General features: G+C 48.1%; 14 protein-coding genes and 1 pseudogene. 11 read left to right on the top strand and 4 right to left on the bottom strand.

Annotation, left to right across the window (positions count from 1 at the left end):
* Positions 1-109 precede the first annotated feature (109 nt).
* The gene (locus VV1_RS08480; RefSeq protein WP_011079702.1) at positions 110-1,933 is read left to right on the top strand and encodes a DUF3413 domain-containing protein; all 1,824 of its coding nucleotides are present in this window, start codon (positions 110-112) and stop codon (positions 1,931-1,933) included.
* A gap of 81 nt (positions 1,934-2,014) precedes the next feature.
* Here the strand turns inward: VV1_RS08480 and VV1_RS08475 are convergent, their stop codons facing one another.
* Entirely contained in the window at positions 2,015-2,992 is a 978-nt protein-coding gene (locus VV1_RS08475) for a TDT family transporter (protein WP_011079701.1), read from the bottom strand.
* Between the two features lie 108 nt (positions 2,993-3,100).
* Between VV1_RS08475 and VV1_RS08470 the strand changes: the two genes are divergently transcribed.
* From VV1_RS08470 to VV1_RS08435, 8 genes are all read left to right on the top strand, one after another.
* A complete protein-coding gene (locus VV1_RS08470; protein WP_011079700.1) occupies positions 3,101-3,997 on the top strand; it encodes a LysR substrate-binding domain-containing protein in 897 nt (298 codons plus the stop codon).
* 104 nt (positions 3,998-4,101) lie between these two features.
* On the top strand, positions 4,102-4,416 hold the full coding sequence (locus VV1_RS08465) for a YebG family protein (protein WP_011079699.1): 315 nt from the start codon (positions 4,102-4,104) through the stop codon (positions 4,414-4,416).
* Positions 4,417-4,657: 241 nt separating this feature from the next.
* Positions 4,658-5,689 carry a 2,3,4,5-tetrahydropyridine-2,6-dicarboxylate N-succinyltransferase gene (gene dapD, locus VV1_RS08460; RefSeq protein ID WP_011079698.1) on the top strand — a complete coding sequence of 344 codons (1,032 nt, stop codon included), beginning with the start codon at positions 4,658-4,660 and terminating at the stop codon, positions 5,687-5,689.
* A gap of 495 nt (positions 5,690-6,184) precedes the next feature.
* On the top strand, positions 6,185-7,036 hold the full coding sequence (locus tag VV1_RS08455; RefSeq protein WP_011079697.1) for an MIP/aquaporin family protein: 852 nt from the start codon (positions 6,185-6,187) through the stop codon (positions 7,034-7,036).
* Between the two features lie 67 nt (positions 7,037-7,103).
* Entirely contained in the window at positions 7,104-8,621 is a 1,518-nt protein-coding gene (gene glpK / locus VV1_RS08450) for a glycerol kinase GlpK (RefSeq protein ID WP_011079696.1), read from the top strand.
* Positions 8,622-8,801: 180 nt separating this feature from the next.
* Complete coding sequence (locus VV1_RS08445; RefSeq protein ID WP_011079695.1) at positions 8,802-9,569, top strand: DeoR/GlpR family transcriptional regulator; 768 nt, start codon at positions 8,802-8,804, stop codon at positions 9,567-9,569.
* 171 nt (positions 9,570-9,740) lie between these two features.
* On the top strand, positions 9,741-11,282 hold the full coding sequence (glpD, locus tag VV1_RS08440) for a glycerol-3-phosphate dehydrogenase (protein ID WP_011079694.1): 1,542 nt from the start codon (positions 9,741-9,743) through the stop codon (positions 11,280-11,282).
* Positions 11,283-11,379: 97 nt separating this feature from the next.
* Positions 11,380-12,309 carry a zinc transporter ZntB gene (locus VV1_RS08435; protein ID WP_011079693.1) on the top strand — a complete coding sequence of 310 codons (930 nt, stop codon included), beginning with the start codon at positions 11,380-11,382 and terminating at the stop codon, positions 12,307-12,309.
* A gap of 3 nt (positions 12,310-12,312) precedes the next feature.
* Here the strand turns inward: VV1_RS08435 and VV1_RS08430 are convergent, their stop codons facing one another.
* Positions 12,313-13,413, bottom strand: coding sequence for a GNAT family N-acetyltransferase/peptidase C39 family protein (locus VV1_RS08430; protein ID WP_011079692.1), 1,101 nt, complete (start codon positions 13,411-13,413; stop codon positions 12,313-12,315).
* 66 nt (positions 13,414-13,479) lie between these two features.
* Here VV1_RS08430 and VV1_RS08425 point away from each other — a divergent pair, with 66 nt between their 5' ends.
* Positions 13,480-14,931, top strand: a complete 1,452-nt coding sequence (locus tag VV1_RS08425; RefSeq protein WP_011079691.1) for a RimK family ATP-grasp domain-containing protein — start codon at positions 13,480-13,482, stop codon at positions 14,929-14,931.
* Between the two features lie 86 nt (positions 14,932-15,017).
* Here the strand turns inward: VV1_RS08425 and VV1_RS08420 are convergent.
* A pseudogene (locus VV1_RS08420) lies at positions 15,018-16,201 on the bottom strand (NnrS family protein).
* Between the two features lie 134 nt (positions 16,202-16,335).
* On the opposite strand from VV1_RS08420, the gene VV1_RS08415 reads away from it, so the two are divergent.
* Positions 16,336-16,890: a gamma-glutamylcyclotransferase family protein gene (locus VV1_RS08415; RefSeq protein ID WP_011079689.1), complete on the top strand. Its 555-nt coding sequence runs from the start codon at positions 16,336-16,338 to the stop codon at positions 16,888-16,890.
* A 31-nt stretch (positions 16,891-16,921) separates the two neighbouring features.
* On the opposite strand, the gene VV1_RS22975 is transcribed toward VV1_RS08415, so the two are convergent.
* Positions 16,922-17,551 carry an outer membrane beta-barrel protein gene (locus tag VV1_RS22975; RefSeq protein WP_011079688.1) on the bottom strand — a complete coding sequence of 210 codons (630 nt, stop codon included), beginning with the start codon at positions 17,549-17,551 and terminating at the stop codon, positions 16,922-16,924.
* Positions 17,552-17,678 lie beyond the last annotated feature (127 nt).

Below are 17,678 nucleotides of genomic sequence, written 5' to 3'. Positions count from 1 at the left end.
TCCGTACCAAATGTGACACGCTTCACGTCTTTAAAGTTAAAAAACACTGTTTTATACTTCCGCTCGTTTTTATCAAAATTATTTATAACTCGCTATGGGATTCAAAAAGATGTTGCGAAAACTCTCCTCCAATAGCGCGTGGCTGATTGCTTTTTTTGCTTGCTTCACGGTTTATCTGTCCATCGCCTGTTACCCGTTTGTACTCTCATCCGATCCCTCTCAAGATCTATCGGGACTACAAAGCTTCTATCTTATTGCAACCCAGCTGGGCTGGCTCGGTTTACTCAGCTTACCCATCATGCTGCTCAGTCTTCCACTGACACTGTTGCCAACTCGACTGTTCAAAGGCATCGTCATCACACTTGCCGCTCTGTTAGTGATTGCGCTGAAGATCGATATCACGGTTTTCCAACACTACAAATTTCATATCAATGGCTTGCTGATCCGCATGTTTTTTGATGGCGGGAACGAAGTCTTCAATATCTCTTGGTTAAGTTGGTTGATTTTCATCTCGGAGATTGCGGTGATGTTCATTGGCCTCGCCATCGCGGTATGGCTCAGCAAGCTTCTCGCTAACAGCAAACTCAAATTCGCTTTTGTCGCATTATGGTTTGTGATGTTGCTGAGCAGCCAAATGGTGCATGCGTATAAAAATGCGTTGTACGACAATGAAGTCAGCCAATTTACCAATAACTGGCCGCTTTATTACCCACTCACCGCCCGCTCTTTCATGTACAAAAACGGCTTTGTCGATGAAAAGATTGCGGCGCAAAATCGCGTTGAGTTGAAAAACGTCGAGGGCAGTCAACTGGACTACCCACTTGAGCCCGTCAGCTTACCGACACAAACAAAACAGCCCAACGTGCTGTTTATCTTAGTGGACGCTTGGCGACACAGCGACGCCACGGCAGAAATTATGCCTAACGTCAGCCAATTTGCACAAAAGACGGCCAACTTTTCGCAGCACATGAGTGGCGGCAATTCTACCCAAGCGGGCATGTTTAGCCTGTTCTATAGCCTGCCTGCCACCTATTGGGACAGTTTTTACGCCAGTCAAACCGCTCCAGTGTTTATGGATAGCCTGCAAAGCGCCGGATATCGCATGGGGATCTTCGGTTCAGCGTCGCTGACCAGCCCTCCTTTGTCACGCACTGTCTTTAAAAACGTCAAAGATCTGCGCTTGAAGACGCCAGGAGCAACACAAGTTGAACGCGACGCGCGTATTACTGAAGATTTTATCGCCTTTGAAGCGCAGCCAAGTGATCAGCCCTATTTCGGTTTTCTGTTCTACGACTCTGCCCATGGCACCGAATTTCCTGAACCAGAAGGTGCGAAATTCACACCGTATTGGGAACGCGTGGATCATATCTTGCTCAACAACGATTTTGATGCTGAGCTGTACCATAATCGCTATAAGAATTCGCTCTACTACATTGATGGCTTAATCGGCAAAGTACTGAGCAAGATTGATTTGGAGAACACCATCGTGGTCATCACCTCGGATCATGGTGAAGAGTTTAACGATAATCGCATGAACTATTGGGGGCATTCTGGCAATTACAGCCAAGCGCAAATCCACGTGCCGTTGTACATCTACGCACCTGGCCAAACCGCCAAGACTTACGATTATCGCACCACCCACTTTGATGTGGTGCCCACGCTGATGGAAATGCTCTTTGATAATAAAATTAATACCGCAGATTTCAGCGTCGGCGACAACTTGTTCGACGCGACCAAATCTCGAGATTGGTTTATCGCGGGGAGCTACTACAACTATGCACTCGTCGGCCAAGAGATGATGATGGTGGTTAACCCCGCAGGGAACTCAAAACAGCTCAACAACCAATTGAAGATAGTTAAGGACCATAAAGTGCCTGTTAATGTGATTCAGCAGTCACTGGAGCTGATGTCGCGCTTCTATCACAAGGGCTAACGACCGTTTTTCTCGCCGCTAAACAAAAACGCCTCGCATGATGAACTGCGAGGCGTTTTTTCACTTCTACACCATTCGACACTAGGCGAATTTTCCAAGCACGTTGCGTTTTGGCAACACCACTAAATTGTAGAAGTATTGCACCGCGACGTATCCCACCACAACGGTGGCCACCAATAGCTCGACGCCAGCCAGCATTCTCACTTGTTCAACATAGTGGCTGCCCAAACCTGCGTGTTGCATCCAGTTAGCCATTTTAAACAGCGCAGTGGCACCAATTACCATTGGGAAAGTAAACGCCGCATAGCCAGGGCTAAAAGGCAAACGAAGCAACTTAACAAACGCGAGATAAATAATCGCCGTCATCAGCACGGCAATACCAAATAGCAACGCAATAATCACTGGCGAAGGTTGAGCCGTCACAGTTAAATAACCGGCCAATGAAAGGCTTGCTGGTGCGGCCATGATCGCCATCGTTGGTTTAGCCGCATCAGGGACTTCATGAGTAAACATAAAGCGGTAGATCATGACCGGTAACATCACCGCGTAGGCCACCATACCAAACACCAAAGCACCGTGCGCTACGGGAGCAAGCACTGGGTTGCCTGAGAAAGAAACATCAGCAACGATAATACCGACCGGGGGTACAAACCAACTTGGCACCATATGATGAAGTTCGAAATCTTTCGCGCGGTGATAGACAAAACTGAGTAAAAATACGATGTGCAATGCCACCGCCACTGACCAGATCGTATCCCCCAGCAACGGTGAAAAGTGGCCAATCGAATTGGAAACCACCATGGTCGCCATGGCGAATGTCGGCACCACACTGCCCACCACTGGATGGGCTAAATCTTGTCTCAATAAGTGGTGATGAAAGAGAAATTTCACCGCCAAGATAACCAGCAAACCGCTGGCAATTGCCGCACTTATCCACTGTCCATAGCCGTTTAATGTTGCCAAGTTTTCCCAACTCCAGCCTAAGCTCGCAATACCAAGCGCCAAACCTGCCATCGGTGTTGGAGCGCCCATTACTTTTGCTTTTGTTCTTTGAATCATCACGACCTCAACAAGGCTATCTTTGTATGGCGCTATTTTATGCTTGCTTAATGTTTGAAGATATCTAATTATTTAGAACCGACGTTCAAGATTATTTAACGAGAGAGCATGGCAAGTCACATTTCTCTGAAACAACTCAAAGTGTTTACCACCATCACTCAGCACAACACGCTCACCGCCGCTTCGGAAAGTCTCTTTCTTTCCAAAGCGGCAGTGAGCATGGCGCTGTCCGAGTTGGAGAAGCAAATTGGTCATCATCTGTTTGATCGCGTTAATAACCGTTTGATTCTCAATCAAGAAGGGCAAAAACTGTTGCCATTGGCCGATGAGCTGTTGAGCCGAGCCAGCGCGATTGAGTCGCTGTTTGATCAAGATATGACACTGTCAGGCCAACTTCGTATTGGCGCCAGCGACACCATCGGCAACCAAGTTGCGCCTTATTTACTCAGCGATTTTCGCCGCCACACCCAGCATCAAGCACAGAGCCTGTTCATTTCTAATTCGGCGCAGATCTGCGATATGTTGGTGGATTACGAGCTTGATATCGCCCTGATTGAAGGCAAAACACTGCATCCCGAGCTGAATGCGACCCAGTTTAGCGAGGACGAAATGTGTGTGATTTGTCCGCCCGATTTTCCCCTTGAACTGAATGGCTCAATTTCACTCACTGAGCTGGAGAACAGTCAGTGGATTTTGCGCGAAGCCGGCTCTGGCTCGCGTGAGTTTTTCCATCGAGTCATCGCGCCACGCATTGAACATTGGCATGAAGCCTTTCAGCTCAACACCACCGAAGCGTTGATCAATTCGGTTTCCGCAGGACTTGGGCTTGGTTGCTTATCCCGTCTCTCGGCTGACCATGCCGTGCGAGATGGTCGCGTCAAAATGATCCCGATGCCGCTCGATATGAAGCGCCGCTTTTGGCTGCTGGTGCACAAAGAAAAGTATCAAAGTCCGTTACTTAAAGCCTTTATCGATTTTTGCCATCATTGGCATCCCGAACGATAGCGGAATTCAGCTCTCATTTTGACGCGAGTCAATGGACATTACTGATGAAAAGCTGTATAAACACACAGTACAAATTCTGGACTATTTAACTTAGAGGATTAACCATGGCTGTTATCGTCAAGTACGTGGTAGAACGCAACGGAGAAGAGAAAATGACTTTTACCTCTAAAGCGGAAGCTGACGCATACGACAAAATGCTGGATATGGCAGATGAGCTTTTCGACTTACTAGGTAAAAGCGATCTTCTTGAAGATGAAGGCAAACAAGAAGACTTGGCGATGTTCCTCGCTCAGAACAAAGAAGAGCTTCTTTACGCGCTAGGCGCAAAACGCCGCCCAACGCCGAAGAAAGAAAAGAAACTAGCCGCGGTTGCGGATAACGCAGCCGACGAAGACGAATCAGCAGAAGACGCCGCTTAATCTTCGCAACCCATGTCGAATAAAACCGTCGCCCTGTGCGGCGGTTTTGATTTTGGCGACAAAATACAAAATAGCCATACGAAGAAATATATCGTTAAAAAGACAAAGGGTATCCATCTACAGACTTTCTCCCTTTGAGGGGTTTAAAGTCTTTTTTTGTCTCTTTATGATGGCTATAACTTAATTCCAGCGCTTGCCAGTGAATGGCGCGTGACAAAGACTCAACACATGGAGATCAACTATGGCTTTCTTTTCTCTCGCCTTTGGTACGGCAACCAAAAACCGCGACGGCAAAATCATCGAAGCGTTTTTTCCAAACCCAGTTCTTAACCCAAGCGAGGCGTTAGTCAACGCTCTAGCAGCCGTTGCGGGCTACGAGCAAGGCAACCAAGCTATCGAGATCTCTGCGGCGCAAAGTGCAGAACTGGCAGCAGCGTTCCAAGCAAATGGTGATGCAGCAAACGCCTCTTTCGCAGCAAAAGCGGCAGAGTCAACACAACCACTGGTACTGGTTATTCTTGCTACTGACGAGCAGCCACAAACCGTTGCTGAAGGTTTCCTAAAACTGCAACTCATCTCTAACCGCCTAGTTCAACCACACGGTACTGTACTGGACGGCATTTTCGGTCTATTGCACAACATCGCATGGACCAACGAAGGTCCAATCGATCTGCCTGAACTGGCAGAACGCCAAATCGAAGCGCGTTTAGCTGGCCGTGTACTCACTGTCGATTGCGTCGACAAGTTCCCTAAAATGGTGGATTACGTGGTACCAACAGGCGTGCGTATCGCGGACACGTCTCGCGTGCGTCTTGGTGCTCACGTTGGTGAAGGCACAACTGTCATGCACGAAGGCTTCATTAACTTCAATGCGGGCACCACAGGTGTAAGCATGGTTGAAGGCCGAATCTCTGCGGGCGTTGTTGTCGGTAACGGTTCTGACATTGGTGGCGGCGCGTCGATCATGGGTACCCTATCTGGCGGTGGTAAAGTGGTTGTGTCTATTGGTGAAAACTCACTACTTGGCGCAAACGCAGGCCTTGGTTTCCCACTGGGTGATCGCTGTACGGTAGAATCTGGCCTTTACGTCACCGCTGGATCTAAAGTGCGCATGCTTGATTCCACAGGCCAAGAAGTTGAAATGGTTAAAGCGCGCGATTTAGCAGGCGTATCTGACCTACTGTTCCGTCGCAACTCAGTGACTGGCCAAATTGAATGCTTGGCGAACAAAACTGCGGTAGAGCTCAACAGCGAGCTGCACAAAAACAACTAATCTCGAGCATTCTGAGATAGTGTTAGTTCGAGCCCTTCATCACTGAAGGGCTTTTCTTTTTCGAAAATTTGCCCTCAACCACTTTGCTTTCCTTTTCACTCCAATTGGTACGACCAGAACTGTATCAATCTGCTGAGATCGTATCCAAACAGCAATAGACAACGAAACTCATATCACATTTCCACAACAAGCTTCAGACGCTTACGTTAATTAAATGTAATATTCACAGCCACTTACACTCATTCATCACACCTATACCTCCTTTAACATTGCTTACGGAAGCTGATTTATTGCTGCCTTCTTATCCGTAAGAGTGAAAAAGTTCAAATGATGACTTAATTAACAAAAAACCTACCTTTCATTAATGAATTTATGCTCGAACGCGCATTTTGAGTGTTTGTTTATTTTCGCAATCGTTTAAATGTGCAAAATAGCTTGTGTGCATGCAGTAGATAATAAAAAGCACAAATAACGTGAACTTAAAGGACGCTTACCATGACTAACAAAAAACACACTCTTTTCGGAGAGTGCCTGGCCGAATTCATCGGCACAGGGCTACTTATCTTTTTCGGTGTTGGCTGCGTGGCAGCACTGGTGCTTGCTGGTGCTCAGTTCGGCCAATGGGAAATCAGTATCGTGTGGGGCTTTGGTGTCTCGATCGCGATTTACTGTACGGCTGGGGTATCCGGCGCGCACATCAACCCCGCGGTCACCATTGCCTTAGCGGCATTCCACGGCTTCGATAAAGCGAAAGTGGTCCCTTACATCATCGCGCAGTTACTGGGCGCATTCTGCTCTGCGGCTCTGGTTTATACCCTCTACAGCAACTTGTTTACTGACTACGAGATCGCGCATAACTTTGTTCGCAGCAGCCAAGAAGCCCTTGCTACAGCAGGCATCTTCTCCACCTACCCACACGCTTCACTCTCCTTCTTTGGTGCGTTTGCGGTGGAATTTGTCATTACTGCAGTGTTGATGTTTGCCATCCTCGCCTTAGGTGACGAACATAATGGTGCACCGCGTGGCGCGATGAACCCACTGTTGATTGGTATCTTGATTGCGGTGATCGGTGGTTCATTAGGTCCACTAACGGGCTTCGCTATGAACCCAGCACGTGACTTCGGACCAAAACTGTTCGCTTACTTCGCAGGTTGGGATTACGCCCTAAGCGGTGGTCGAGACATTCCTTACTTCATCGTACCGATTTTGGCGCCAATTGCCGGTGCGTGTTTTGGTGGTTGGCTCTATCCAAAAGCGATTGCGGCATACTTACCGAAAGTAGGCTCAGGTTGCACCATTCCGAACCAATGTGAAACGGAAGAAGAAGCCAAAGAAGCACGCGCGTAATTAGCCGCTTGCACTGAACGACACAGAATTAACTAAAATAGTAATAACGAAACAAAAGGATCCTACCATGACTGAGCAGAAGTACATCGTTGCACTGGACCAAGGCACCACCAGCTCTCGTGCTGTGGTTTTAGATCACGACGCGAACATCGTTTCTGTCTCCCAGCGCGAATTCACTCAGATTTACCCACAAGCAGGCTGGGTAGAACATGATCCAATGGAAATTTACGCCACTCAGAGCTCGACACTCGTTGAAGCATTGGGTAAAAAAGGCATCCGCAGTGACCAAGTGGCTGCCATCGGTATCACCAACCAACGTGAAACCACCATCGTTTGGAACAAAGAAACAGGCAAACCTGTTTACAACGCCATTGTTTGGCAGTGCCGTCGTACCGCCGACATCTGTGAGGACCTAAAAGCGCGCGGATTGGAATCTTACATTCGCGAAAACACCGGCCTTGTACTTGACCCTTACTTCTCGGGCACCAAAGTAAAATGGATTCTCGACAATGTTGAAGGGGCACGTGAAGACGCCGAAGCGGGCAAACTGCTGTTTGGTACTGTCGATACTTGGCTAGTCTGGAAGATGACCCAAGGCCGCGTGCACGTCACCGACTACACCAACGCCTCTCGCACCATGCTGTTCAACATCAATGACCTATGTTGGGATAGCAAACTGCTCGAAGAAATGGGCATTCCAGCGTCAATGATGCCGGAAGTAAAACGCTCATCAGAAATTTACGGCCAAACCAACATCGGTGGTAAAGGCGGTACGCGTATTCCTATCTCAGGCATTGCGGGTGACCAACAAGCGGCGCTGTACGGCCAAATGTGTGTTGAAGCTGGCCAAGCGAAAAATACCTACGGAACTGGCTGTTTCTTGTTGATGAACACCGGACAAGAGAAAGTGACCTCACGCAACGGTTTGTTGACCACACTCGCGTGTGGACCAAAAGGTGAGCCAGCCTACGCACTGGAAGGTGCGGTATTTATGGGCGGCGCTTCGATTCAGTGGCTGCGTGATGAGCTGAAACTGATTTCCGATGCGCACGATTCCGAATACTTCGCCACAAAAGTGGACACCTCAAACGGCGTGTATGTGGTGCCAGCCTTTACGGGCTTAGGCGCACCGTACTGGGATGCCTATGCTCGCGGTACCATTGTTGGCCTCACTCGTGGCGTTAACTCAAACCACATCATCCGTGCAACGTTAGAAGGCATTGCCTACCAAACCCGTGATGTACTGGACGCAATGCAAGCAGACTCAGGCATTAAGCTTTCTGCCCTACGCGTTGATGGCGGCGCTGTCGCCAACAACTTCCTCATGCAGTTCCAATCTGATGTGCTTGATACCGAAGTGCATCGTCCAAAAGTCACCGAAGTGACCGCGCTGGGCGCTGCGTACCTAGCGGGCTTAGCCGTGGGGTACTGGAACAGTATTGATGAACTTCAAGGCAAAGCAGAGATCGACCGCAGCTTCCTTCCTCATCAAGATGAAGAGAAACGCAGCCGACGCTATAAAGGCTGGAAACGCGCAGTCAAATGTGCGCAAACTTGGTCTGAATTGCGCGATCTCGAAGATTAAAATCACCTCCCCCCAATTTTGGGCGTCTTTTGACGCCCTTTTTTGTTGTTTCACACGAATTCTTGACCTCGACAACTTCTATGAACTCATCATTTAGCGCACAATAGCCTGAGTGATTATTTTCGAATGCCAGCATTTCTGCCAAAAGGATCATTGAGGCAGAGGCATCAGGGAGACAAAGTGAAACAGATTCCAAGACACCAACAAATTATCGAGATGGTGAAAAAACAAGGCTACGTGAGCACCGACGAGCTAGTCGAGAAGTTCAATGTCAGCCCACAAACGATTCGCCGCGATCTGAATGAGCTTGCCGATGCAAACAAAATTCGCCGCTACCATGGTGGTGCGACCATCCCACTGAGTTCAGAGAACACCTCTTACTCCACGCGCAAAAAAGAACATTTCACCGAAAAAGATTTGATTGCCGAAGAGTTGGTGCAGCACATTCCCGATGGAGCAACGCTGTTTATTGATATCGGCACCACACCAGAAGCGGTGGCCAAAGCACTGAATAAAAACCACAAGCAACTGCGCGTTGTCACCAACAACATCAACGTTGCCAGTATTTTGCTGAGCAATCCTGAGATTAAAGTGATTCTCGCCGGTGGCGAAGTTCGCAACCGTGATGGCGGTATCGTCGGTGAAGCAACACTCGACTTCATCAAGCAGTTCCGTTTGGACTTCGGCATTCTAGGCATCAGTGGCATCGATTACGATGGCTCACTGCTCGATTTCGACTACCATGAAGTGCGCGTGAAACAAGCTATCATCGAAAACAGTCGCAGCGTGTATCTGGCCGTTGACCACAGTAAATTTGGCCGCAATGCGATGGTTAAGCTGGGGAATATTTCGCAAATCAATATGCTGATCACCAATGAACAGCCACCAGAAGAGATCACGGCGATTTTGAAAGAGCAGCAGATCCCTTGCGTTGTCGCAGGCGAATAAATTTAAAACGTGTTTCCAAGCCCCGTCACTGAGTGTCGGGGCTTTTTTGTGTTCAAATCACACAAACGAGCACAAACGAAAATAATAGCTGATCTCATTCGAAACTTAAGTTATGCTCATTTAAGTTTCAAAAATGCTCGTTCGAACAAAAATAACATTAGGTCAGCTCAAATGAAGAACAACTCCTCCACACCTACATCAACACTCGACATCTTAGTTGTCGGGGGTGGTATCAATGGCGCAGGCATCGCAGCAGATGCGGCAGGACGTGGCCTTAGTGTCGCACTTTTTGAAGCCAAAGATTTTGCCTCGGCGACCTCTTCAGCCAGCTCGAAACTGATCCATGGTGGTTTACGCTATTTGGAACATTATGAGTTTCGTTTGGTCTCCGAAGCTCTGGCGGAACGCGAAGTGCTGATCAAAAAAGCGCCGCACATTGCCTTTCCAATGCGTTTTCGCCTGCCTCACCGCTCCTATCTTCGCCCGGCGTGGATGATTCGTTGCGGGCTGTTTTTGTATGATCACTTAGGTAAGCGCACCACACTGCCTAGCAGTCACAAGGTGAACCTTGCCGAAACTGGGCTGCTGAAAGAGGAAATGAAAATTGGCTTTGAGTATTCCGATTGTTGGGTCGACGATGCTCGCCTCACGCTACTGAATGCCATCAGTGCCAAACGCAATGGTGCCGAAGTGCGTAATTACTGCAAAGTGAGCAAAGCTGAGCGTGTTGACGGCCTTTGGAAAGTCACCATTGAAGATCAGCAAAATGGTGAACAGTTTGTGCGTTACGCCAAAGCCTTAGTCAACGCTGCGGGCCCTTGGGTGAAACAATTTTACGATGACAGTTTAGATGGCCCATCACCACGCAACATTCGTTTGATCAAAGGTTCACACATTGTCGTGCCGCGCGTACATCCCGATCCGCAAGCTTACATCCTGCAAAACAACGATGGGCGGATTGTGTTTGTGATTCCTTATCTGGATAAGTTCTCAATTGTCGGCACAACGGATGTCGAATACACCGGTGACCCTCGCCACGTGGCGATTTCAGAACAGGAAGTTGACTACTTAATTGATATTGTTAATCAGCATTTTGTCCACCAACTGAGCAAACAAGATGTGGTGTGGACTTACAGTGGTGTCCGACCGCTGTGCGATGATGAATCCGATTCCCCCCAAGCCATCACGCGTGATTACACCATCGAGCTGGAGCAAGAACTTGACCAAGCACCGCTGCTCTCTATTTTCGGTGGCAAACTGACGACATATCGCAAGTTGGCGGAGTCTGCCATGCGTAAACTCGCGCCCTATTTCGACCATATGGGCACACCGTGGACGGCGCAACAAACGCTCCCCGGCGGTGATTTTAGCTGTACACGAGAACAGCTCGCCCACGCGTTGCGCCAACAATACCCTTGGTTGAGTGCAACCTTAGCCTACCGTTATGTCTGCCAATACGGCAGCGATGCACGCCAATTGCTCGCGGGGGCAGAAGAGGTATCAGCAATGGGCATCGAACTTGCCCCAGAGGTTTACCAGCGAGAATTGGATTACCTGATGGCGCATGAATTTGCGCAATGCAGTGAAGATATTTTATGGCGTCGAACCAAACTGGGCCTCTACCTCACTCCAGAGCAAGTGCAAAGTGTGGAAAACTACATCGCAAAAAAGCATACCACCGCTCAGTCGCCTCAATTGCAACAGGCGAGCTGATCTTTCCCTAAGATATTTGCACAATGATTAGAGTAGCCAAACTCCCCCAAGTCGCGTAACTTGGGGTGAGTTTCAATCACCAAAGCGACTCTTTGATATGGGATTTTTGATCGATCACTGGGATTTTTCCACCACACCAGCCAACCAGCCAGATAACAACTTTCAAACGATAAAAGCGAATCACTGGTACCACTGTGAACGCCATCACCCAGACATTCGCGCTTGGTTACTCGAAAACCAAGTGCCACTTAGTACCGTGAACCATCTATTGGCTGATGAAACGCGCCCTTCTTTCCATCGTTATGACGACGACAGCTTTATGCTGATCTTGCGTGGCGTCAATATGAATGAAAACGCTGTGCCGGAAGATATGCTCAGTATCCGGATTCTCTATTTCAATGGCACCCTGATCTCCACACGCAAAACATCCTCCAAAGCCATTTCTGAAATTCGCGAAGCGCTGGTTGAGCAAAAAGGTCCCGCGGCGATTGCCGATCTTTTGCTGGCGATTGTTGATGGTTTAACCGGCAAAATGCAGCACTATTTGTTGGATATTGAGGAACAAATTGAGCAGTTCGAACTCGATACCGATCAGATTGGTGACATCATTGAAGTGCAAAAAGCGCTGTTGAGGATCAAACGCTTTATTCGCCCGCAGCAATACGCCATTGCAGATTTCGCTATGGCCGAACTGGGTTTGTTGGAGAAAAAGCAGCTGATGCTCAATTACGCGTTGAGTAACATTACCCGCATTAACGAAACCATTGATTTCTTTCTGGGTGAATTGGCGCTGCTCAAAGAACAAATTCAGCAGTTGCGCGAAGACAAAATCAGCCGCAACAGCTATCTGTTTACATTAATCGCCAGTATTTTCTTGCCCACCAGTTTTCTCACCGGCCTACTCGGTATCAACATTGGCGGCATACCCGGTGTGGAATCGCCACTCGCCTTCTTATGGTTCTGTATTGGGTTGGTGGTCATTTTTGCCGCCGAAGTGTTACTACTCAAGCGGCTCAAATTCTGGTGATGCTTACACTTTTACGCGGTCTGGGTGGATAACCACACAGGCCGTGTGTTTCTGTTTACCAAAGCCGATGATCTGCGCTAACGCTTTTTTACTCACCGTCACGTGCGCAGATGCCATCGCTTCTTCTTCCGATTCTGCGTGGGGATCGTGAATAAAGAAAAAACGCTCACTCATGCCACTTAGCAGCACCCAGTGCGGCTCTTTGCTGCCATTAAATCGATAGGTGCTGATCAGCAGCAACACGCTCGCGCCCATGCTGATCCATTCTTCCAACTGGCTTTGCGATGGCGGCGCTTCAATGGTGCTCACAGGGTATTCTTCTAACTGCTGACAGAAATCCTGATGCACAATTTCAATCACTTGCTTCTTATTTTCATCGCGCACGCTGTCAATAAACGGCGTCGATTTCGCATGACTCCACAGCTCTACCGTGTAACCTCGGCGTGCAGCCGCTAACGCCAAACCATGCCCACTGCACCCGCCATGTCCGGCGGCCATAAAAATGGTGGTTGCTTCGCGCCAAAGCTGCAACTCCTGCTTACGTGATGGCTGAAAACTGGCGTCGTGATGGGCAAACGCCATCAACAAACAAGCCGCGCCACAAGTAAAAGGGGTGGTCTGCACATAGAGCGGCATAGGCAGCAAAGTTTTGGGCCCATAATGCGCCAAACGTTTCTGCATTCGTATCCCATCACTCAAGTCATCATAATAGTGAATAAGGATTTTAAGCTTTTGATAACCCAGCTTTTTGTACAAATTTATTGCGGCACTATTGTCTTCACGAACTTCTAGGCGTAATGTAGTGAAACCCTGTTCGATGGCTGACTGCTCACAGAGTTCAATCAGCGACTGAGCAATCTTCTGCCCCCGAAATTCAGGTCTAACGGCAATCGAATACAATCTTGAGAGTTGTGTTCCTTGATGAAAAAGTAACAGTGCATAACCCGCGAGCTGTTGGCCACTATCTGCCACCAACAAAACGGCATGTTCAGATTGGATGAAACGCTTCATTTGTCTTGGTGCAATTCTATCACCAACGAAAAGTTCCCTTTCCAATCGGTTTAACGCGTCAAGATCGGCAATTTTCGCAACACGAAAATCCATGTAACACCTTCAGGAATAAGTGAGAAAGCACCCTCATCATAGCTCGTTTATTAAGGAAAGAAATAGATGGCAAATCTTTTAATTGTGACTGACCAAGCTAGTGACTGGCAGCAGTATTTCCCATCTGAACAAGTGGTTGATGTTGCCCAATATCTCGACAGTGACTGGCAACACAATCAGCGTAGCGTGCAGGTGGTGAACCTGTGTCGCGATTATGGTTACATGAGCAGCGGTTACTATTGTTCGCTAATGGCGGGGGCTCGCGGCCACCGCGTCATCCCGACGGTGACGGCCATTAATGACATCACTCAACCTCTGCTGATTTCATCTGGATTCCTCAAGCTCAACAAGTTGGCGAAAGAGCAAGACAGCATCCGCTGTAAGATCTACTTTGGCCGTACTGAACACAAAGGTTTAGAGAAGCTCGCCCGTCGTCTGTTTGAACAATTTATGGTGCCCGTCATTGAATTAAAAATGACCAAAAATCAGCACCATTGGCAAATCGACTCCGTCGCGCCTTTTCCATTCCAAGAGCTCAGCGACGCGGAAGAAAACTTCTTTATTGAGTCGTTGGAGATGTTCTCCAACAAGGTTTGGCGTAAACCAAAACAAGAGAAAAAGTATCGCTACGACATCGCGATGCTGATCGATGAAGAAGAAAAAATGCCCCCTTCATGCCCACAAGCGTTGAAACGCTTTAAACGCGCGGCATCGCGTTTGGGGATGAACTTAGAAACCATCTCCAAAGATGAGATTTCTCGTTTGGGTGAGTTTGATGGTTTGTTTATTCGCAGCACCACCAACATCAGTAACTTCACCTACCGTTTTGCCAAAACGGCAGAAAAGCTTGGTTTAGTGGTGATGGACGACTCAGAGTCGATCATGAAATGCACCAACAAAGTTTTTCTCACGGAGTTGCTGAAAAACAACAAAGTGCCCGCGCCAGCGAGCGTTATTTTGAAAAACTTCGACCCAGAATGGAAAAGTGACCTGCTCAATGAGCTGGATTTCCCAATGGTGTTGAAGATTCCAGACGGCGCATTCTCACGTGGCGTGGTGAAAGTACGTAACGAAGAAGAGTTAGAAAAAGAAGCCACAGCGCTGTTTGAAAAAAGTGAGCTGATTTTGGCGCAAGCCTTTATGCCTACTGACTTTGACTGGCGCATTGGTATTTTGAACCGCCAAGCGATTTTCAGCTGTAAATACATGATGAGCCGCGGCCATTGGCAGATCTACCAACATCACAATAGTGGTCGAGTGTCGTCCGGTGGTTTTGAAACCTTGGATTTGAAACAAGTACCGAAAAACGTGGTTGATGTGGCGCTAAAAGCCGCCAACTTGATTGGTAATGGGCTGTATGGTGTCGATCTTAAGGAAGTGGATGGCCAAGTGTATGTCATTGAGGTGAACGACAACCCAAGTATTGATCATCATGTTGAAGATGCTTTCCTTGGCGATTTACTCTATGACCGCGTGATGACCGAGTTCTTGCGTCGCATTCAAATGCGCGGGTTCTAACATCCAACGTCAATACGCTTTTAAACGCTTTTAATAACACAAAGCCACTCCTCGTGAGTGGCTTTGCTGTTTATATCATGCAGAGCTTAGCCCGGGTGACCATCGGCTCGCGGCGTCACGAGCATATAACCAAACTTCCAGCAAACAGTGTAAACGCGAATACCCACAGCGCGGCACTGATGTCGATCCAGATAAACAGTTGTGCTGGCGCAAAAATGACGCCAAAACTGCGCACCAAAGCCGCGAGGAAGAGTGCGCCAAACGCCAGACTCATATTCGGCCCTTGGTAGATCATTCGTCCGGTGTGCCCCATGGTGACACGTGCAATCATCGCCAGAATAAGCCCAGCCAAAGCCCCAATCGCAAACAAGTGGATCAGGTTGTGTGACGCGAACGGATTATCCAGCAAACCGCGCAACAGCAGACTCAACGGTAAACACAGATAAGCGGCGTGCAACGACCAAACCAACGGCTCACTTAGGGTCAGCCAAGGTTTCCAACGGATAAAGCGCACCAGTTGCGCGACACCCGCGATCACCATCAACGGCTGGCCAAGCTGTGCCATGGTCACTGGGAAAAAGCTGAGCAAAAACAGCATCACCAAAGGTAAGTTTGCCGCCCAATCGAGCCAAACAATCGGATTGGCTTTTTCAAAGTTAAAACGACGCGCGGTAAAGAATGGGATCACGCGTGCCCCCATCACCGACAACAGCAAGGTGAACCACCAAAGCATCGCTTGCCAAACCGCCGAAGAGGTAAATGGCGGCATGCCTTTTATTGTCGCATAGCTGGCAAAATTAGCACCGATTGCCAACAAAAACAGTGGGACGAAAAAGAGATTACGCCAACCTTTGGCCTGCACCACTCGGCTACCGATTTCAAAGGCCACCAAAGCAAGAAACAGCGCTTCAATGCTGGAGGTTAACCACAGTGGCGTTGGCGTCCAAAGCAAAATTCTCGGCAACAACCACAGCGCCACCAGCAGTGCTAAACGATAATGTTTGGTGCCGTTGATGCCCGTCCAGTTTTGTACCGCGGTTAAAAGGAACCCAGCCACAATCGCCATCGCAAAACCAAACAGCATTTCATGCACATGCCACCAAAGTCCTGGCACTTGGAGTTGTGTTGGCTGACCGGTTTGAAAAATCCATACCCACACCGCAATAGCGATAATGGCGTACACCGAGCCTAATAAAAAGAAAGGTCGAAAACCCAATCTCAGCCAAGCGGGAATTTTTTCTTCCACTTTTTTGTCAGTAATATTTAGCACGTTTCGCCCCCTCCACATGCTGAGCAAATTCACAACAAATGCAGTGTAGCACTAAAGATGCATTAAAAATACAACTTTAAAAATTTTACCTCTTAGGTATAACGGTCATTAGGAATATGGCTCAAGGAATACAGATGTACATTTTTGGTTATGGCAGCTTAATCAATGCTGCGTCGCGTCAATTGACGGGTCAAACGGGTGAGGCTATCCCGGTGATTGCTCATGGCCTTGTGCGCTATTGGGGCAAAGTCGACGACAGCTACATTCTCTCACCGTTGGTTGTGAACCGTGGCGAGAGCCAAGTGAATGGTGTGCTACTGGAAATTGATGATCGTGCGCTCGCGGAGTTCGATCGCCGAGAGAGAGGCTACCATCGCATTGAGATTACGCCGGATCAGATAGAAACCGACCACTCATTCAATCGTGCTCATCCAATTTGGGTGTATGTAAAAGACGATCCGCAACCACCCTGCCCTCTTAGCCCAATCATGCAAACTTATGTCGATACGGTACTCGCGGGATGCTTAGAGATCTCCGAATCGTTTGCCCAACATTTTGTGCAATACACCGTAGGCTGGCATTTTCCTAAAGAAGACGATCGCCACGCGCCAAAATATGGCAATTTGGCTGGAGTGGAGTCACATCACTATCCATTGATTGACGCGCTCATAATACAAAAGGGAGCATGATGCTCCCTTTGAAATAGGCATATGAGGCCGATTAAAACTTGTAACGACCACCAATATAAAGCGCACTAATGTCGACGTTTACATCGTCAAAATCCGTTGCCACGCCGCGGTAACCACCTTGCAACATCCAACCTGAGTCAAATTCATACCCCACTTCGACACCGTAGTTAAAGCCACTGCCGCTGCTTTCTTTGTCCGTCGCTGATTGGAAATTATCTCGGGTTCTCAGCCATTCTTGCTTCGTTGATGCATAACCCAATAAGCCGCCAAGATAGAATTTCGAATCACCGAAATAGTATTTAGGACGCATATTGAATCCGAAAGCAGAAAACGCCACTTCGATATCCGTCATGACCTGACCAACGTTTGAGTTAGACAGAGTCTCACCCATTTTCTTTGAACCAAAGTACGCATACTCAAATTCAAAACCAGTAACGAAGTTGTTCGTAAATTTCTTATCGTAACCAACGGTAAACGCTGCACCAACATCTAAGTCATAAGACTGGCTACCAACATCATTGAAACTGACTTCCGCTTTTACTGCGTCAAGACCGAGATACCAACCTTGTTTTGGGCCTAATTGCGGTTGTTCTGTTTCCGTCGCGTTTACATGAAACGCAGTACCCATAGCCAATGCCAGAATAGGCAACATTTTATTCATTATAATTCCTTGTATTTCATACTGTTAAAACAAAAAACAGCGCCAAGAATTATAATTATTCTCCCTTAGCCAACAAATAGCAGTATTGAATAATGAGACCAAAAGCATAATCTACACATATATATTG

Origin of the sequence: Vibrio vulnificus CMCP6 (genome assembly GCF_000039765.1) — a bacterium.
Classification (GTDB): Bacteria; Pseudomonadota; Gammaproteobacteria; order Enterobacterales; family Vibrionaceae; genus Vibrio; species Vibrio vulnificus_B.
Note: the sequence above shows the minus strand (reverse complement) of the source record. Positions and strands in the feature narration are given on the sequence as shown.